General features: G+C 60.8%; 14 protein-coding genes and 1 pseudogene. 7 read left to right on the plus strand and 8 right to left on the minus strand.

What is annotated here, in order from left to right; genetic code table 11:
* The first annotated feature begins 14 nt into the window (after positions 1-14).
* From ACF6ZU_RS21560 to ACF6ZU_RS21580, 5 genes are all read left to right on the plus strand, one after another.
* A complete protein-coding gene (locus ACF6ZU_RS21560) occupies positions 15-1,010 on the plus strand; it encodes a zinc transporter ZntB (protein ID WP_392886794.1) in 996 nt (331 codons plus the stop codon).
* Between the two features lie 63 nt (positions 1,011-1,073).
* Positions 1,074-1,322, plus strand: a complete 249-nt coding sequence (locus ACF6ZU_RS21565) for a CrfX protein (RefSeq protein WP_077748196.1) — start codon at positions 1,074-1,076, stop codon at positions 1,320-1,322.
* 2 nt (positions 1,323-1,324) lie between these two features.
* Positions 1,325-2,149 carry a mechanosensitive ion channel domain-containing protein gene (locus tag ACF6ZU_RS21570; protein WP_008027407.1) on the plus strand — a complete coding sequence of 275 codons (825 nt, stop codon included), beginning with the start codon at positions 1,325-1,327 and terminating at the stop codon, positions 2,147-2,149.
* A gap of 86 nt (positions 2,150-2,235) precedes the next feature.
* A complete protein-coding gene (gene sigX, locus ACF6ZU_RS21575) occupies positions 2,236-2,826 on the plus strand; it encodes an RNA polymerase sigma factor SigX (RefSeq protein WP_032834987.1) in 591 nt (196 codons plus the stop codon).
* A 107-nt stretch (positions 2,827-2,933) separates the two neighbouring features.
* Positions 2,934-3,968 (plus strand): OmpA family protein, encoded by a 1,035-nt coding sequence (locus tag ACF6ZU_RS21580; RefSeq protein ID WP_392886798.1) that lies wholly within the window; start codon positions 2,934-2,936, stop codon positions 3,966-3,968.
* Between the two features lie 156 nt (positions 3,969-4,124).
* On the opposite strand, the gene cobA is transcribed toward ACF6ZU_RS21580, so the two are convergent.
* The 7 genes and pseudogenes from cobA to ACF6ZU_RS21615 all read right to left on the minus strand — a co-directional run bounded on the left by cobA (position 4,125) and on the right by ACF6ZU_RS21615 (position 14,286).
* A complete protein-coding gene (gene cobA / locus ACF6ZU_RS21585) occupies positions 4,125-4,895 on the minus strand; it encodes a uroporphyrinogen-III C-methyltransferase (RefSeq protein ID WP_392886800.1) in 771 nt (256 codons plus the stop codon).
* A 10-nt stretch (positions 4,896-4,905) separates the two neighbouring features.
* Positions 4,906-7,623: a molybdopterin-dependent oxidoreductase gene (locus ACF6ZU_RS21590; protein ID WP_392886801.1), complete on the minus strand. Its 2,718-nt coding sequence runs from the start codon at positions 7,621-7,623 to the stop codon at positions 4,906-4,908.
* A 20-nt stretch (positions 7,624-7,643) separates the two neighbouring features.
* Positions 7,644-8,843, minus strand: a pseudogene (locus ACF6ZU_RS21595) (NAD(P)/FAD-dependent oxidoreductase); the annotation flags it as partial.
* 387 nt (positions 8,844-9,230) lie between these two features.
* Positions 9,231-10,901, minus strand: a complete 1,671-nt coding sequence (locus ACF6ZU_RS21600; RefSeq protein ID WP_392886803.1) for a protein kinase — start codon at positions 10,899-10,901, stop codon at positions 9,231-9,233.
* Between the two features lie 7 nt (positions 10,902-10,908).
* Positions 10,909-12,120, minus strand: coding sequence for a nitrate/nitrite transporter (locus tag ACF6ZU_RS21605; protein ID WP_392886805.1), 1,212 nt, complete (start codon positions 12,118-12,120; stop codon positions 10,909-10,911).
* A gap of 363 nt (positions 12,121-12,483) precedes the next feature.
* A complete protein-coding gene (locus ACF6ZU_RS21610; RefSeq protein ID WP_392886807.1) occupies positions 12,484-13,059 on the minus strand; it encodes an ANTAR domain-containing response regulator in 576 nt (191 codons plus the stop codon).
* Positions 13,060-13,074: 15 nt separating this feature from the next.
* The gene (locus ACF6ZU_RS21615; protein ID WP_392886809.1) at positions 13,075-14,286 is read right to left on the minus strand and encodes a CmpA/NrtA family ABC transporter substrate-binding protein; all 1,212 of its coding nucleotides are present in this window, start codon (positions 14,284-14,286) and stop codon (positions 13,075-13,077) included.
* 230 nt (positions 14,287-14,516) lie between these two features.
* Between ACF6ZU_RS21615 and ACF6ZU_RS21620 the strand changes: the two genes are divergently transcribed.
* The gene (locus ACF6ZU_RS21620; protein WP_392886811.1) at positions 14,517-15,536 is read left to right on the plus strand and encodes a quinone-dependent dihydroorotate dehydrogenase; all 1,020 of its coding nucleotides are present in this window, start codon (positions 14,517-14,519) and stop codon (positions 15,534-15,536) included.
* A gap of 216 nt (positions 15,537-15,752) precedes the next feature.
* On the opposite strand, the gene rmf is transcribed toward ACF6ZU_RS21620, so the two are convergent.
* Positions 15,753-15,968 carry a ribosome modulation factor gene (rmf, locus tag ACF6ZU_RS21625; RefSeq protein ID WP_003223300.1) on the minus strand — a complete coding sequence of 72 codons (216 nt, stop codon included), beginning with the start codon at positions 15,966-15,968 and terminating at the stop codon, positions 15,753-15,755.
* 530 nt (positions 15,969-16,498) lie between these two features.
* Between rmf and rlmKL the strand changes: the two genes are divergently transcribed.
* The gene (gene rlmKL, locus ACF6ZU_RS21630; protein WP_392886820.1) at positions 16,499-18,769 is read left to right on the plus strand and encodes a bifunctional 23S rRNA (guanine(2069)-N(7))-methyltransferase RlmK/23S rRNA (guanine(2445)-N(2))-methyltransferase RlmL; all 2,271 of its coding nucleotides are present in this window, start codon (positions 16,499-16,501) and stop codon (positions 18,767-18,769) included.
* Positions 18,770-18,854 lie beyond the last annotated feature (85 nt).

Here is an 18,854-nt window from a genome sequence, read left to right on the forward strand (position 1 = left end):
TTCAAGGGGTGAGGATGTTCGAGGAAGAAAACGCGCAGTGGGGGCTGGTGCATGCCCTGGTGCTGGACGGTAAAGGCGGTGCGCGTTCGATAGCCCGGACTGAACTCGATGACTTGCAGCTTCAGGCCCATGAAAGCCTGTGGCTGCACTGGGATCGCAGTCACCCGCAAACCCAGACCTGGCTGCGCAAATCCAGCGGTCTGAGTGAATTCAGCTGCGACCTGCTGCTGGAAGAAAACACCCGCCCGCGTCTCTTACAGCTTTCCGACAGCGAACTGCTGCTATTTTTGCGTGGGGTAAACCTGAACCCGGGCGCCGAACCGGAGGACATGGTGTCGGTTCGGATCTTCGGCTCGGCACAGCGGGTGATTTCCCTGCGTTTGCGCCCGTTGCGCGCCACCGATGAATTGCTGGTGCAGCTCGGTGAAGGCAAAGGACCGAAAACAGCGTCGGAACTCATCCTTTATATGGCTCAGTACCTCACCAACAAGGTGCAGGATCTGGTCACTTGCCTCTCGGAAGTGGTCGATGAGGAGGAAGAAAAGCTGGATGCCGACGAACGGTATTCACCCGAGCATGATTCCATTTTGCAGATCCGTCGCAGGGCTGCTGCACTGAAGCGTTTCCTCGCGCCGCAACGGGATATTTTCGGACAACTGACGCGGATAAAACTGCCCTGGTTCGTCGAGGATGACGGCGACTACTGGAACGAATTGAACAACAGCCTGACCCGCTATCTTGAAGAGCTGGAATTGACCCGGGAGCGGGTGGGGCTGGTGCTGGAGGCTGAAGACCGGCGATTGAGCGTGCGCATGAACCGCACGATGTACCGCTTCGGGATCATCACCGGGATCTTTTTGCCGATGAGTTTCCTGACCGGTCTGTTGGGTATCAACGTTGGGGGAATTCCGTTTTCTGCCAGCCCTTACGGGTTCCTGATCGCTTGCCTGATGATGATCTCGGTGGCGCTCGGGCAGTGGTGGTTATTCCGACGTTTGCGCTGGGTCTGACGATGAGCCATGTGACCCGCTCAAATCTGGCCGCGTCTTTCACAGACATCACGAGAGGTGCGTATGCACGATCCGTTTGAACAGTCTTTGCGTGACATGCTGAATGCGTCACCGTCCACCCGCGACGATGACGCGTGCCTCGGCCGTGTCCTGAAAACCGCCAATCGCCAGGTCGGCGCCGGCGATCTGTTCAGCCTGCTGGGCCGCTGGTTGCCCGCGCTGATGATCGCCTTGAACAACGGATCGGCGCATGTCTCGCCGGTTTCCCGTCACCGTAAACCTACCGCTCGCACTGCTGATAAGGCTGATTGAATATGGAACTTGATCTCTGGACTCAGAGCCTCGTCACTGCAATGACTGCGTTATGGACCAAGGTTGCGAATTTCATTCCGAACCTGTTCGGCGCACTGGTTGTGCTGCTGTTGGGTTTTGTCGTTGCGAAACTTTTGGACACTTTGCTGTCCAAGTTGCTCGCGAAGCTGGGCCTCGATCGCCTGATGGGCGGCACCGGTCTGACAAAATTGCTGTCCCGGGCCGGCCTGCAAGTGCCGATCTCGACGTTGATCGGCAAGATTGTCTACTGGTTCGTTCTGCTGATTTTTCTGGTTTCTGCAGCAGAATCCCTTGGACTCGAGCGAGTTTCAGCTACGCTTGACATGCTTGCGCTGTATTTGCCGAAAGTGTTCGGTGCCGCGCTGGTGTTGCTGGTGGGCGTATTGCTGGCGCAACTGGCCAATGGGCTGGTGCGTGGGGCGGCAGAGGGTGTAGGGCTGGATTATGCCGCCGGGCTGGGGCGAATCGCCCAAGGCCTGGTGATCATCATCAGCATTTCGGTAGCGATCAGTCAGTTGGAGGTCAAGACAGACCTGCTCAACCACGTGATCGTCATCGTATTGATTACCGTTGGTCTGGCGGTTGCGCTGGCCATGGGCTTGGGAAGCCGGGAAATTGCCGGTCAGATTCTTGCGGGAATCTATGTGCGTGAGTTGTATCAGGTTGGGCAACAAGTGCGTGTTGGCGAGGTCGAAGGTCAGATCGAAGAGATCGGCACGGTTAAAACCACATTGCTGACCGATGAGGGTGAGCTAGTCTCTCTCTCCAATCGGATTCTCCTGGAGCAGCATGTGAGTAGCCGCTAACCCGGCAAACCCTGCTAATGTATGCCGCCGCAAAATGCCCTGAAGGGCTGCGGTGGACATTGACCTGACTGTCGGCCCGACTTGTTTTGAATAAAGCTCAATCGCTCTCCACGCGCTACGACCCCCGCGAGCTCTCTGATGAGGAGTTGGTCGCGCGCTCGCATACCGAGCTGTTTCACGTGACGCGCGCCTATGAAGAATTGATGCGGCGTTACCAACGAACATTATTTAACGTCTGTGCACGATATCTTGGGAACGATCGCGACGCGGACGATGTCTGTCAGGAAGTGATGTTGAAGGTGCTGTATGGACTGAAGAACTTCGAGGGGAAATCGAAGTTCAAGACATGGCTATATAGCATCACTTACAACGAATGCATCACGCAGTATCGGAAGGAACGGCGAAAGCGTCGCTTGATGGACGCGTTGAGTCTTGACCCCCTCGAGGAAGCGTCTGAAGAAAAGACGCCGAAACCCGAGGAGAAGGGCGGACTTGATCGCTGGCTGGTGTATGTGAACCCGATCGACCGTGAAATTCTGGTGCTACGATTTGTCGCAGAGCTGGAGTTTCAAGAGATCGCAGACATCATGCACATGGGTTTGAGTGCAACAAAAATGCGTTACAAACGCGCTCTAGATAAATTGCGTGAGAAATTTGCAGGCATTGCTGAAACTTAGTTCGGCGCAAATATCTCTTACGTGTAGGCAAGTTCTGTTAGACTTGCCGCCGAGTTGTCCCCCGGTTTGCGGGACTGCTTCACAATCACCAGATGGGGATTTAACGGATGAAACTGAAAAACACCTTGGGCTTGGCCATTGGTTCTCTTATTGCGGCCACTTCGATCGGCGCACTGGCACAAGGCCAAGGCGCAGTTGAAATCGAAGGCTTCGCCAAGAAAGAGTACTATGACAGCCAGCGCGATTTCAAAAACGACGGCAACCTGTTCGGTGGTTCGGTTGGTTACTTCCTGACCGACGACGTTGAACTGCGTCTGGGCTACGACGAAGTGCACAACGTTCGTAGCGATTCTGGCAAGAACATCAAAGGCTCCAACACTGCCCTGGATGCTCTGTACCACTTCAACAACCCAGGCGACATGCTGCGTCCGTACGTTTCGGCCGGTTTCTCCGATCAGAGCATCGGTCAAGACGCTCGCGGTGGTCGTAACGGTTCCACCTTCGCCAACGTTGGCGGCGGTGCCAAGCTGTACTTCACAGACAACTTCTACGCCCGTGCCGGCGTTGAAGCTCAGTACAACATCGACCAGGGCGACACCGAGTGGGCTCCTAGCGTCGGTATCGGTGTGAACTTCGGTGGCGGCTCCAAGCCAGCTGCTGCTCCAGTTCCAGCACCGGCTGAAGTCTGCTCCGACAGCGACAACGACGGCGTTTGCGACAACGTTGACAAGTGCCCGGACACCCCAGCCAACGTAACTGTTGACGCTGATGGCTGCCCAGCAGTTGCCGAAGTCGTTCGTGTTGAGCTGGACGTTAAGTTCGATTTCGACAAATCTGTTGTTAAAACCAACAGCTACGGCGACATCAAGAACCTGGCTGACTTCATGAAGCAGTACCCATCCACCACCACTACTGTTGAAGGTCACACTGACTCCGTCGGTCCTGACGCTTACAACCAGAAACTGTCCGAGCGTCGTGCAAACGCCGTTAAGCAAGTTCTGACCAACCAGTACGGTGTTGAATCGTCCCGCGTTCAGTCTGTTGGCTACGGCGAATCCCGCCCAGTTGCTGACAACAAAACTGAAGCTGGTCGCGCTGTTAACCGTCGCGTAGAAGCGCAGGTTGAAGCTCAAGCTAAGTAATTAGCCCGCAGCTCTGAGAAAAGCCCGGCTTAGGCCGGGCTTTTCTTTGCCTGCGATTTGGGTTTTGTATGACCTGGATCGCTGGATCACCGGTGCCCGGATCACCCGGATCCTGTAGGAACCGGCTTGCCGGCGATGGTCGTCAACGATTACGCGTTAAGCCTGACACCCCGCGGCGGTCTCGGGTTTTTCGCCAGCAAGCTGGCTCCTACAGGTGTCAGAGAGTGCCGCTACGGCACCGATGACCAGAATCGCTGGGCTTTTCAGCTCAAAGGCGCAGGCATCTTCTTCCATCGCTGTCAGATCACTCCGACACTCGCGCTGCTGCGGCAACGATGCGTTTTCAATCATCGCCACTGGCGTATCCGCTGCCATCCCTCCGGCGAGCAATTGCTCACGAATTTCACTCAGTTTCGCCACGCCCATGTACACCACCAGTGTCGTGCCACTTTGGGCCAGCGCCTGCCAGTTCAGGCTGCTGCCATCCTGCGTATGTGCCGTCACCAGCGTTACACCACGGGCAACACCGCGCAGGGTCAACGGGATATCGCAGTGTGTCGCTCCGGCCAGCCCCGCAGTGATGCCATTGACCATTTCGACCTCGATCCCGCGTTCACGCAGCCACTGCGCTTCTTCACCGCCCCGGCCAAATATGCACGGATCACCGCCCTTGAGCCGCGCCACGCATTTTCCCTGGCGGGCGTAACGCAGCATCAGTCGATGAATGAACGCCTGGGGCGTCGAGCGACAGCCACCACGTTTGCCCACGGGAATGATCCGCGCCTCGGCGCAATGCTCCAGCACGGCCTCGTTCACCAGATCGTCGATCAACACCACATCCGCTTCGCTCAACGCTCGAACGGCTTTCAAGGTCAACAATTCCGGATCGCCCGGGCCCGCACCCACCAGCCAGACTTTTGCGCTCATAGTGTTTTCCTCATGAGATGACGGCGATCGGCTGCGCGGTGGCAGCCAGCAAGCGTTTGATTTCCGGGACGCAGGAGCCGCATTGCGTGCCGCAGCCCAATTCCTGTTTCAAGCCCTGCAAATCCAGGCCTCGACGAATACCGGCGCAGACCGCGCCCTGGCTGACGTTCTTACAATTGCACAGGGTTTTGGAGCCGGCGGTCGGCGCGCTGGTGTTACCCGGTGGCGCACTCAGCGGCGCGAGCAGCCAGCGCCGCAGTTGTTCATCGACGCGGCCTTCCAGCCAAAGGTCCTGTAGCCAGTACTGGGCGAGGGTTTCACCGGCGAGGCGAATCGCGGTGATCCGGTCCCCTTCGATCCGTACCCGTTTACCGATTGAGCGCCGCGGATCGTCGTAGGCCATGACCGGCCCTTCGTTGAGCCCAAGGCACTGATCGATCTCACGCAGCAATTGCGGATCGGGCGCGAAGGCGCTGGCAGCGCGTATAAGCAGCGCAGGGCGTTCTCGGCCGGCCAAGCTGAGGCTGACGTAGGAAAACGCCTCGCACAGCGGTCGTAGCGTCTCAAAATGCTGTTGGACATCGCCTTCAATGAGGGCGAAAAATTTCCATTGCAGATCCACAGGGTCGAGCCGGACGCCGGTGTGTTTGAGTTCCGGTTGTTTCGACAGTGGGTCAAACGCCGGTTGGGTGATGCCATTGACCCCGCCCTTCAGAAAGCGATCCCCCCAGTGCATGGGCAGAAACGCCTGGCCCGGCCGCACGCTGTCGTCACTGCCGACGGCGACGATCACCGCGCCGCGACGGCTTTTCAGGCTGACCAGTTCGCCCGGTTGCAGCCCGTGGCGTTGCAGTTCATCCGGGTGCAGGCTCAGCACGGCTTCGCTGACATGACCGAACAATTGCGCGGCCGTGCCGGTGCGGCTCATGCCGTGCCATTGATCCCGCAGGCGGCCGGTGATCAGGGTCAGCGGAAATTGCCCGTCGCGTTGTTCCCGCGCGGCACGGAAGGGATCGGCGATAAAACGTGCCCGCCCGTTGGCAGTGGGGAAGACGCCGTCCACGTACAGTCGGGCCGTGCCTTCTTCCGCACCGACGGGGAATGGCCATTGCTGAGGGCCGAGGCGGTCGATCAGGTCGTGGCTGATACCGGACAAATCCAGGTCGCGGCCGCGGGTCAGCTGCTTGTACTCATCGAAGATCTGCGCCGGTTTATCGAACGCAAACAGGCTCGCCTGGCCAGGGCGCAGATGTTTTTCCAGGCGCTGTGCGAAATCCACCGTGATCGCCCAGTCGGAACGCGCTTCACCGGGTGCGACGATCGCCCTTCGGACGTGGGAAATCCGCCGCTCGGAGTTGGTTACCGTGCCGTCCTTTTCACCCCAACTGGCGGCGGGCAATAACAAGTCGGCAAACCCGGCGGTTTCAGTGGTACGAAAGGCTTCCTGCAGGACCACGAACGGGCAGGCCTGCAGCGCGGCGCGCACGGCGGTCTGGTCCGGCATCGATTGTGCGGGGTTGGTGCAGGCTATCCACAGAGCCTTGATGGTGCCGTTGCGCACCTGCTCAAACAATTCGATCGCAGTGAGCCCGGTGATTTCAGGCAGTTGCTCCACACCCCAGTACGCCGCCACTTCCGCGCGGTGTTCGGCGTTGGCCGCTTCACGATGGCCCGGCAGCAGGTTCGACAGGCTGCCGGTTTCGCGACCACCCATGGCATTCGGCTGACCGGTCAGGGAGAAAGGTCCTGCTCCCGGTCGACCAATTTGCCCGGTGGCGAGGTGCAGGTTGATCAGCGCGCTGTTTTTCGCACTGCCGGCGGTGGACTGGTTCAACCCCATGCACCACAACGACAGGAAACTCGGTGAGGTGCCGACCCACTCGGCACATTGCTGCAGTTGCTCGACGCCGATCCCGCACAGCTGCGCCACCATGGGTGGCGTGTAATCGCGCACCAGGTCTTTCAGTTCCGCCAGGCCTTCGGTGTGGGCCGCGATGAAGTCACGGTCGATCCAGCCTTCCCACAGCAACAGGTACAAAATCCCATGGAACAACGCGACATCGGTGCCGGGAAGAATCGCCAGATGCAGGTCGGCCAGATCGCAGGTGTCCGTACGACGTGGGTCAATGACGATGACTTTCATCTCTGGCCGGCGGGATTTGGCTTCTTCGAGGCGACGAAACAATACCGGGTGGGCGAAGGCCATGTTGCTGCCGACGATCATTACGCAGTCGCTCGATTCCAGGTCTTCGTAGCTGCACGGCGGTGCATCGGCGCCGAGGCTGCGCTTGTAGCCGACCACCGCCGAGGACATGCACAGCCGGGAATTGCTGTCGATGTTGTTGGTGCCCACCAGCGCTCGCGCCAGTTTGTTGAAGCTGTAGTAATCCTCGGTGAGCAGTTGCCCGGAAATGTAGAACGCCACGCTGTCCGGGCCGTGTTCGGCGATGGTTTTGGCGAAGACGCTGGCGGCGTGATCGAGCGCGGTGTCCCAATCGGTGCGGCTGCGCGCGAGGCCTTTGCCGAGGCGCAGTTCCGGGTACAACGCCCGGGCGGTGAGGTCGCCGGTCAAGTGCAGGGTCGAACCTTTACTGCACAGTTTGCCGAAATTGGCCGGGTGGGCCGGATCGCCGCTGACGCCGAGAATGCGCTCGCCGTCATGCTCGATCAGCACGCCACAGCCCACTCCGCAATAGCAGCAAGTGGAAGCGGTGGTCTGGCGGTTCATCAGCTGGCTTCCTGCAGGGTTTCACCGAACATCAAATGATCGCGCAGCTCGCCGATGTCGTGATTCCCACGGATCTGACCGAAATACCAACCGCCATCCGCGGTATCACCGTACAGGCAGGCGCCGACCAGCACGTCATCCTTGATCACCAGCTTCTTGTAAATGCCGCTGACGGGATCGGAGAGGGTAATGGTTTCAGTGCCTTCGCCGCCCATGAAGTCGCCGGCGGAAAACAGGTCGATGCCGGTGACTTTCAGTTTGGTCGAGGTCACCGAGCCCTTGTAAGTGGCGAAGCCCAGGCGCGCGAGGTGGTTGGCGCAGACCTTGGCCTGTTCGAACAACGGCGCGACCAGGCCATAGGCAATACCGCGGTGGCTGGCGCATTCGCCGATGGCGTAGATCCGCGGATCGTAGGTTTGCATCGTGTCATTGACCAGAATCCCGCGATTGCAGGGCAGGCCGGCCTTCTCCGCGAGTTCGATCGCGGGGCGAATGCCTGCGGCCATCACCACCAGGTCGGCGGGAATGATGTCGCCGTTGCTGAATTCGACCGAGCCGACCCGCCCGTTACCGGCATCGTGCAGGGCTCGGGTTTGTTCGCGAAGCCGGAAATGCAGGCCACGGGCTTCCAGCGCGGTTTGCAACATCTGGCCGCTGGTGCGATCCAGTTGCCGCTCCAGCAGCCACTCGCCGTTGTGCACCACGGTGACGTGCATGCCACGCAGCATCAGGCCGTTCGCCGCTTCCAGACCGAGCAAGCCGCCGCCGATGACGACGGCGTGACGGTGGGTTTTTGCGGTGTCGATCATGACCTGGGTGTCGGCGATGTCGCGGTAGCCGATCACGCCCTGCAACGTATTGCCCGGGATCGGCAGGATGAACGGGGTTGAACCGGTGGCGATCAGCAGGCGGTCATACTCGGCCACGGTGCCGTCTTCGGCGATGACCCGGCGTTTGATCCGGTCGATCTCCACCACTTTGCGGTTGAGCAGTAACTTGATGTGGTTGTCCAGGTACCAGTCCAGGTCGTTGAGCACGATCTCGTCGAAGCTTTGTTCGCCGGCCAATACCGGCGACAGCAGGATTCGGTTGTAGTTGGCGTGAGGTTCGGCGCCGAAGACCGTGATGTCGTACAGATCGCCGCTCAGCTTGAGCAGTTCTTCCAGGGTGCGAACCCCGGCCATGCCGTTGCCGATCATCACCAGTTTGAGTTTTTTCATCAGGTTCTCCGGGGAGCTCGGGCCGTGCTCGACAAATGCTGCGCAAACAAAAAAGGCGTCCCGCCAGTTGCCTGGCAGGACGCCTTTGTCCTGTTCCCGTTCTCGGGAAGCCCGGCCTTCGTCGTTGAAGGCTGGGCTTTATGTAAGTTGGGAGAGGTAATGCAGTGGTTGTGCCAAGTTACCCGGAGCCCGGTTTACTGGGTTTGTCTGCTGGATTGAGCGATTGGATTGCACCGAATCGAAGCGTGTTGCCCGTTATTGGAGCGGATTGCTGAGGGGGCCAGAGTGAATGTCAGTCCGCCATCGCGAGCAGGCTCGCTCCTACAGGGGAATGCGTTACAAATGTGGGAGCGAGACCGGCTTGCCGGTGATGGCCTCGACTCGGTTTCAGCTATGAAACACTAAAACCAGCAGCACCAGATTCACCACCAGCGACACCAACGCCAACGTCCGCCAAACCTTCAGCGGCTCGCGCTCCAGCAATGGCCTGGGCCGCAAGCTCAAACTGCGTCGTTCGCCTTGTTCCAGCAGCAACAACCATTCTTCTGCCGTTTCAAACCGCTCACCTGGTGCCGCCGCCACAGCCCGTTCCAGACTCTGCGCAATCCATTCGGGCAAATCGGGCCGGTAGCGACTGGCACTGACCGGCACCCCGAACCGGGGTCGCTGGAACGCTTCGATTTCACCGTAGGGGTAGTGCCCGGTCAGCAGGAAATACAAGGTCACGCCCACCGCATACAGGTCCTGTTGCGGCGATGGCGGATCACCGCGAAACGCTTCGGGCGCGATGTAGCTCGGCGTGCCGGGCAGGGCGGATGGCTGGTCTTCGGACAGGCCGGGGCAATAAGCGAGGCCGAAGTCCAGCAGGCGCAGCTCGCCGTCGTCCCCGAGCAGCAGGTTTTCCGGTTTGATGTCGCGGTGGATGATCTGCCGTCGATGCAGCATGCCCACCGCCCGCAGCAGGCGTTCCGCCAGACCCTGCCATTGGGCCAGCGGTAGCGTTGTGGTGCGCTGCGCCAGTTGTGCCAGGGTCGAACCGGAATATTCACGCATCACGTAGTACAAATGCTGACGCTGGCCGGCGGCATGGACTTCAGGAAAATGCCGCCCGGCTACACGCTTGAGAAACCATTCTTCCGACAGCAGCGCTTGCCCGGCCAGGTGATCGTCGCGCAGGGCAAGGGGCAGGGTCTTCAGCAGCCACGGTTGTTGCTGGGCATCACGCACCCGATACAACAGCGACTGCTGGCTCTGGCCGAGAATCCCTTCGACCTGCCAGCCTTCGAAGACCTGACCCCCTTTCAGTGCAGGCGGCAGTGGCCATTGCTGCGAATGAATCAGCGCATCGCCGATGCTCGTTTCACCGAGGGCATCGACCCGCACCAGCAATGCGCTGGCATTGTCCTGACTGCCCGCCAGATGCGCCGCGTTCACCAGGGTTTGCGCGGCGCTGTGCAAATCCGGTTGATCGCGCAGGATTGCGGCAATCGCGGTGTCCCCCAGCACGGCCCAGATGCCATCGCTGAGCAGCACGAAACTCTCATCCAGACGCAACTCGCCATCGAGGAAATCCAGCACCAGGTGTTGATCCAGACCCAGTGCACGCTTGAGCACATGCTGCATGCCCGGCTGGTCCCAGACGTGATCCTCGCTGACCCGTTGCAACTGATCCGCGTGCCAGCGATACACCCGGCAATCACCGACATGGGCCAGGGTGAAACGCCGGCCGCGCATGACCAGGGCACTGACGGTGGTGAGCAGCGGTTGCCCGCCGCCGTTGGCCTGCAACCAGCGATTCTGCGCCAGCAGCAAGCGATCGAGTGCCTGGGCGACACCCCAGGTTTCCGGGGTGGCGTAGTAGTCCAGCGCCAGCGCCTGCAAGGTCGAACGGGCGGCGAGGCCGCCATCGGCGCATTGGCTGACACCGTCGGCGATGGCGAACAGGTAACCCTTGCTCGCCGCCAGTGCCGGCGCCGGAGTGACCAGGCGCAGGGCGTCCTGGTTCTCCTCGCGCGGGCCGATGGCGCTGGCTTCGGCGAAACTCAGTTGCAGGCTCATTCGGCCCTCACACCCGAGCGGCGGTCACAGCGGCCGAACCCCAGGTGGTTCTCCAGCGACGTTTCACACCGTGCAGGCCGAACCAGGCGAGAACGCCAAGGCTGGCGAACAACCACAGCGCCAGTTGATAGCTGCCGGTACTTTGCTTGATCGCGCCCATGCCGGCCGCCAGGGCGAAGCCGCCGATGCCACCGGCCATGCCGATCAGGCCGGTCATCACACCGATCTCGCGACGGAAACGCTGCGGCACCAGTTGGAAAACCGCGCCGTTACCCGCGCCCAGACCGAGCATGGTGCAAACGAACAGTGCCAGCGCCGCGTAAGAACTTGGCAAGTTGAATCCCACCGCGGCGATGCAGATCGCCGCCACCGTATACATCCCCAGCAGTGTGCGAATCCCGCCGAAACGGTCGGCCAGTGCGCCGCCCAGCGGGCGCATCAGACTGCCGCCAAACACACAGGCTGCGGTGTAGTAACCGGCGGTCACCGGGCTCAGGCCATATTGGTCGTTGAAGTAGCCGGGCAGGGCGCTGGCCAGGCCGATGAAGCCGCCGAAGGTCACGCTGTAGAAAAACATGAACCACCAGCTGTCACGGTCGCCGAGGGCCTTGAAGTAGTCGGACACCGACTTGGCTTTTGGTCGCTCAGGCGCGTTTTTCGCCAACCAGGCGAACACGATGAGGGTCAGGATCAGCGGGATCAACGCGAAGCCGAACACGTTGCTCCAGCCAAACGCTGCCGCCAGCACCGGCGCGATCAGCGCCGCCAGCACGGTGCCCGAATTACCGGCCCCGGCGATGCCCATGGCCTTGCCTTGGTGCTGCGGCGGATACCATTGCGACGCCAGCGGCAGGGCCACGGCGAACGACGCGCCGGCCATGCCGAGGAACAGGCCCAGCAGCAGCGCCTGCTCGTAAGTGTGGATGCCGAGTTTCCAGGCGCCAAACAGGGCGCAGATGACGATCACCTGGCCGATCAGCCCGGCGGTTTTCGGTGACAGACGATCGGCGAGCATGCCCATGATGAAGCGCAACACGGCACCGGCCAGAATCGGCGTGGCCACGACCATGCCGCGTTGCTGGGTGGTCAGGTGCAGGTCGCCGGCAATCTGTACCGCCAGCGGGCCGAGCAGGTACCAGACCATGAAGCTCAGGTCGAAATAGAGGAAGGCCGCGAACAGGGTCGGGGTATGGCCGGATTTCCAGAAGCTTGAATTCATCGCGCACCTCAGCTGTGAGTCGTCTCGAAAAAGGAGTCATGAGCTTGCAGGTGGGGCGCCGCAACGGCCGCACCACCGGCCCCGGTCTATGGGGCCAAAACAAAAAAACGCCGCCACCGGATTCGCCATGGGCAAATGAGGTGAGCGACGTCTTTGTCGTAGGTGGGGCAACCGCCGTTGGTTACCTGTGGTGAATGCTTAGCGAGATTTGTGCCAACAATCCGGGACCGAGGCGCGCCCATCGCGAGCAGGCTCGCTCCCACAGGGATTTTGATCGCACACAAATTGTATGAGCAATGAAGATCCATTGTGGGAGCGAGACCGGCTTGCCGGCGATGGCAATGTAGCAATCACCGCAGGATTTCAGCCGAGCAGCTCACTCATCGCAATAATCTGCTCCGCCACCTGAATCAGCTTCTGCTGCCGGCTCATGGCCTGGCGGCGCATCAGGGTGTAGGCCTCTTCTTCGTTGCAGTCCTTCATCTTCATCAACAGCCCCTTGGCCAGCTCGATCCGCTTGCGCTCGGCCAGTTGCTGGTCACGGGCGTGCAGTTGCGCGCGCAGGGCCTGGTCGCTTTCGAAGCGCGCCATGGCAACGTCGAGAATCGGCTGCAGGCGTTGTGCGTGAATGCCTTCGACGATGTAGGCGCTGACCCCGGACTTGATCGCCTGGCGCATCACATCGGGGTTGTGTTCATCGGTAAACATCACGATCGGCCGTGGCTGGTCTCGGCTCACCAGCACCACTTGCTCCATCACATCGCGGCTCGGTGACTCGGTATCGATCAGGATCACGTCCGGACGCACCGTTTCGACGCGCGCGGGCAGGTCGATGGTCAGGCCGGACTCGTCGATGACCTCGAAGCCGGCTTCGGTCAGGGCGGCCTTCAAGCGGCCGACTTTTTTCGCGGTGTCGTTGATCAGCAGGATACGCAACATGTTCGCAGTCTCCTGTCAGCGGCTGGCGAGTAGGGGCGAGCTGTCGCTCATGGCGTGCAGCTTGAAACTGCGGGCATAACCGGCCGGGTCGCTGCCTTCCCAGATTTTGCCGTCGATCAGTTGGCTGCTGCGCATTTCCTGGCCGGAGGAGGCAACACCGATAGCGTTGGCGGCCTCACGGTACAAGTCTAGTTGCTGGACCTGACGGGCCACCGCGAGGTAGTCCGGATCGTCGCGCAACAAACCCCAGCGGCGGAACTGGGTCATGAACCACATGCCATCGGACAGGTAAGGCAGGTTGACCTCGCCAGCGCCATGGAAACGCAGCGCGTGCGGGTCTTGCCAGCGATTGCCGAGGCCGTCGGCGTAATCACCGAGCAAGCGCGGTTCGATGCAATCGAGCGGGGCATCGAGGTATTCCGGGGCGCTCAACAACTGCGCGGTGCTGCGGCGGTTTTCGGTGCTGTCTTCGATGAAGCGGCTGGCTTGCAGGATCGCCATCACCAGCGCTCGGGCGGTGTTGGGGTATTGCTCGACGAAGGCGCGGGTGCAGCCGAGGACCTTTTCCGGGTGGTCGGGCCAGATGGTCTGGGTGGTCGCCATGGTGAAGCCGAGGTTCTGTTTCACCGCGCTGGCGGACCAGGGTTCGCCCACGCAGAAACCGTCGATTCGCCCTGCTTGCAGGTGCGCGACCATTTGCGGCGGTGGCACCACCACGCTGTCGACGTCGTGCAGCGGATGAATGCCCTGGCTCGCCAGCCAGTAATACAGCCACATGGCATGGGTCCCGGTCGGGAAGGTCTGGGCAAAGGTGAGTTTTGGGCGAGTTTGGTGCACGTGGCGGTCGAGTGCTTCAGGACCGGTCACGCCCTGGGCCTGCAAACCGTGAGACAGGTTGATGCTCTGGCCGTTCTGGTTCAGGCCCATGAGCACCGCCATGTCGGTGGGGGCGACGCCGCCGATGCCCAGGTGCACGGCGTACATCAAACCGTACAGGCTATGTGCGGCATCCAGTTCGCCGCTGACCAGTTTGTCCCGCAGGTTGGCCCAGGAAGACTGGCGCTTTAGATTCAAGGTCAGCCCGTAAGGCTGGGCAAAACCCTGGGTGGCGGCAACCACCACTGACGCACAGTCACTGAGGGCCATGAAGCCAAGGTTGATGTCGGTCTTTTCCGGGGCATCGCTGCCGTTGACCCAGGCCAGCGGGCTCGTCGTGGTTTCATTCATGGCAAAACACCTTCCAAAAAAAAGCGCCGTCCCGGGCCTTCGCGCGAGCAAAGCCGGGTGACGACGCCTTTGTCTTTCAACTCATTCCGACGTTGGCATGAGTGCATATGCCTTGGTCGGTGCAAGGCATATGCCATCGCCCGCTGATTTTCTCGCGCGCCTCGCTTGCGACCCCGATGCCCGGCTATAATCGCCGCCTCATTTCGCCGCCATTCGAGTCAAAACCGCCCATGTACACCCTGGCCCGTCAGCTGTTGTTCAAACTTTCCCCGGAAACCTCCCACGATCTGTCCCTGGACCTGATCGGCGCGGGCGGGCGTTTGGGCCTCAACGGCTTGCTGTGCAAGGCGCCGGCGAAGATGCCGGTCAACGTCATGGGCCTCGATTTCCCGAACCCGGTCGGTCTGGCGGCGGGTCTGGACAAGAATGGCGCGGCCATCGACGGTTTTGCCCAGTTGGGTTTCGGTTTTGTCGAAATCGGCACCATCACGCCGCGTCCGCAGCCGGGCAATCCGAAACCACGGATTTTCCGCCTGCCCGAAGCTGAAGCGATCATCAACCGCATGGGCTTCAACAACCTCGGTGTCGATCACCTGCTGGCCCGCGTGGCTGCGGCCAAGTACAAGGGCGTGCTGGGGATCAACATCGGCAAGAACTTCGACACCCCGGTCGAGCGTGCCGTTGACGATTACCTGATCTGCCTCGACAAGGTGTACGCCCACGCCAGCTATGTGACGGTCAACGTCAGCTCGCCGAACACGCCGGGCCTGCGCAGCCTGCAATTCGGTGATTCGCTCAAGCAGTTGCTGGCCGACCTGGCCACCCGCCGTGCGGAACTGGCGCTGCGCCACGGCAAGCATGTGCCGCTGGCGATCAAGATCGCGCCGGACATGTCGGACGAAGAAACCGCGCAAGTGGCCCAGGCGCTGATCGAAACCGGGATGGACGCGGTGATCGCCACCAACACCACCCTGAGTCGTGTCGGTGTCGAAGGCATGGAGTACGGTGACGAGGCGGGCGGCTTGTCCGGTGCTCCGGTTCGCGACAAGAGCACCCACACCGTGAAGGTGCTGGCAGCGGAATTGGGTGGTCGCTTGCCGATCATCGCCGTGGGCGGCATTACCGAAGGCAAACACGCCGCCGAGAAAATCGCTGCGGGTGCGAGCCTGGTGCAGCTCTACTCCGGCTTCATCTACAAGGGCCCGGCGTTGATTCGCGAATCCGTCGACGCCATCGCTGCCCTGCGCTGAACCCCGTACCTGTAGGAGCCGGCTTGCCGGCGATAGCGTCCTCGAGACCGCCATCGCCGGCAAGCCGGCTCCTACAGGGGGTTGTGTCTGGCCAAAAAACGGGCATAAAAAAGGGCTCCTCGAAGGAGCCCCTGGGCCGAAGCCCGCCGCCCGGATGGGGCGTGCGTGTTAAGTCGTTACGTATTCAGGATGTCGTGTCGGAGTGTGTGCCCTGTGTCAGCCGACGGCGTGAAGTTCGTTGAGTCTGTGGATTCCCGCAGTGCCGGTCATACCGTCCCAGTTGTCGCCGCGTCCTTCTCGCCAGCCGTTGATCCAGGCTTGGCGTACTGACGGTAGAGTAAATGGGCAAAGCTCACGGGATTTGCCACCAACGCCATATTGATATCCGCGCAAAAATGCTCTTTCCAACGGATCACGCTTAAGTCTTCTCATAGGGTGTTGCCCTCACTTGTTGACTGTAATTATCGCGTTGACCTCAATCGAGGTCTGGCAGAAATGTCTGCCGTTGGGGGGCTCGCTGCCGGCGTGGCGAGCCAAGGTGTTGACGTCCGTTGTGGCGCCAACCTGTATTGAGTTCTAACCAATGCGTCACATCGAGGGAATGATCGTTTTGTCATAAGGACGTAACCATAAAGATGCTAAGGCCATAAGTAACACGATGTTTGTCCCGTGTTTATTGGTCAAAGCCCTGTATGATCAGCGCCCTGCAGGATGATGGAGTTAATCCTTTAGTGAGAATGGCTCGTGTTGCGCCGAGGCATTATTCGACGAAGGGTCGACTTATGACATTTTGTTGCATCAACTTTTTTATCTGCCCGTGCATCTAAGCTCTTCTAACCTGAGCAGCACGGGTGGGACGGCACACCTTCGTGCCACGCGGGCGCTCTTTTAGAAAAGCGCCTGATTGAAAACCGGGCCGGCAATGCGTTGCCGCTCCACTAGCCAAAGGCTCTGAAACTCCAATGTCCGACCAATTCGAACTCTTCCTCACTTGCCCCAAAGGCCTTGAAGGCCTGCTCATCGAGGAAGCCGTCGGGCTTGGCCTTGAAGAAGCCCGCGAGCACACCTCTGCCGTGCGCGGCATGGCGACCATGGAAACCGCCTATCGCCTGTGCCTGTGGTCGCGCCTGGCGAACCGGGTGCTGCTGGTGCTCAAGCGATTCCCGATGAAGGACGCCGAAGACCTGTACCACGGCGTGCTCGATATCGAGTGGCAAGACCACATGCTCAACGACGGCACCCTGGCCGTCGAGTTCAGCGGCCATGGCTCGGGCATCGACAACACCCACTTCGGCGCCTTGAAAGTCAAAGACGCCATCGTCGACAAATTGCGCACCCCGCAAGGCGATCGACCTTCCATCGACAAACTCAACCCGGACCTGCGCGTTCACCTGCGCCTGGACCGTGGCGAAGCCATTCTCTCCCTCGACCTTTCCGGCCACAGCCTGCACCAGCGCGGTTACCGCTTGCAGCAGGGCGCGGCGCCGTTGAAGGAAAACCTCGCGGCCGCGATCCTGATCCGTTCTGGCTGGCCACGTATTGCCGCTGAAGGCGGCGCACTGGCCGACCCGATGTGCGGTGTCGGTACGTTCCTCGTCGAAGCCGCGATGATCGCCGCCGATATGGCGCCGAACCTGCGTCGCGAGCAGTGGGGCTTCACCGCGTGGCTCGGTCACGTGCCGGCGCTGTGGAAGAAACTGCACGAAGAAGCCGTCGAACGTGCTGCCGCCGGTCTGGCCAAGCCACCGCTGTGGATTCGCGGCTACGAAGCCGACCCGCGCCTGATTCAGCCGGGCCGCAACAACGTCGAGCGTGCCGGCCTGAGCGAGTGGATCAAGATCTACCAGGGCGAAGTCGGCACCTTCGAGCCGCGCCCGGACCAGAACCAGAAAGGCCTGGTGATCTGCAACCCGCCGTACGGTGAGCGTCTGGGCGACGAGGCGAGCCTGCTCTATCTCTACCAGAACCTCGGCGAACGCCTGCGTCAGGCCTGCCTGAACTGGGAAGCGGCGGTGTTCACCGGCGCCCCGGACCTGGGCAAGCGCATGGGGATCCGCAGCCACAAACAGTATTCGTTCTGGAACGGCGCGTTGCCGTGCAAGTTGTTGCTGATCAAGGTCACGCCGGACCAGTTCGTCACCGGCGAGCGTCGCACCCCGGAACAGCGTCAGGTCGAGCGTGAGCAGGCGGAATACGATCAGGCGCCGAACGAGCCGCAGGAACGCCAGTACAACAAAAACGGCAACCCGATCAAACCGGTCGCGGCCCCCGCGCCCGTGATCGAGCAACCGCGTTTGAGCGAAGGCGGGCAGATGTTCGCCAATCGCCTGCAAAAAAACCTCAAGGCGCTGGGCAAGTGGGTCAAGCGTGAAGGCGTCGACTGCTACCGCGTCTACGATGCCGACATGCCGGAATACTCCATGGCCATCGACCTGTATCAGGATTGGGTCCACGTCCAGGAATACGCCGCGCCGAAGTCCATCGACCCGGAAAAAGCCTCGGCGCGCATGTTCGATGCCTTGGCCGCGATCCCGCAGGCGCTGAACATCGACAAGAGCCGCGTGGTGGTCAAGCGCCGCGAACGTCAGAGCGGCACCAAACAGTACGAACGTCAGGCCGCGCAGGGCAAGTTCGTCGAGGTCAACGAAGGGGGCGTGAAGTTGCTGGTCAACCTCACCGACTACCTCGACACCGGGCTGTTCCTCGACCACCGGCCGATGCGTTTGCGGATTCAGAAAGAAGCCGCCGGCAAGCGCTTCCTCAACCTGTATTGCTACACCGCGACCGCCAGCGTTCACGCGGCCAAGGGCGGCGCGCGCAGCACCACCAGCGTCGACCTGTCGAAAACCTACCTCGACTGGGCGCGTCGCAACCTGTCGCTGAACGGTTTTTCCGACAAGAACCGCCTGGAGCAGGGCGACGTGATGGCCTGGCTCGAAGCCAGCCGTGACGAGTACGACCTGATCTTCATCGACCCGCCGACGTTCTCCAACTCCAAGCGCATGGAAGGGATCTTCGACGTGCAGCGTGACCAGGTGCAACTGATCGATCTGGCCATGGCCCGACTGGCGCCGGGGGGCGTGTTGTACTTCTCCAACAACTTCCGCAAGTTCGTCCTGGAGGACAACCTCAGCGCGCGTTACGCGGTCGAGGAGATCACGGCGCAGACCATTGATCCGGATTTTGCCCGTAATGGGAAGATCCATCGGGCCTGGAAAATCACCGCCCGGTAACGGTCGGATCTACTGTAGGAGCAAGCTTGCTCGCGATGGTCGTTAACGATAACGCGCGCATTCTGAATAAACGCGATGTCCTGAC

Origin of the sequence: Pseudomonas migulae (assembly GCF_043225285.1) — a bacterium.
Lineage (GTDB): Bacteria > Pseudomonadota > Gammaproteobacteria > Pseudomonadales > Pseudomonadaceae > Aquipseudomonas > Aquipseudomonas migulae_C.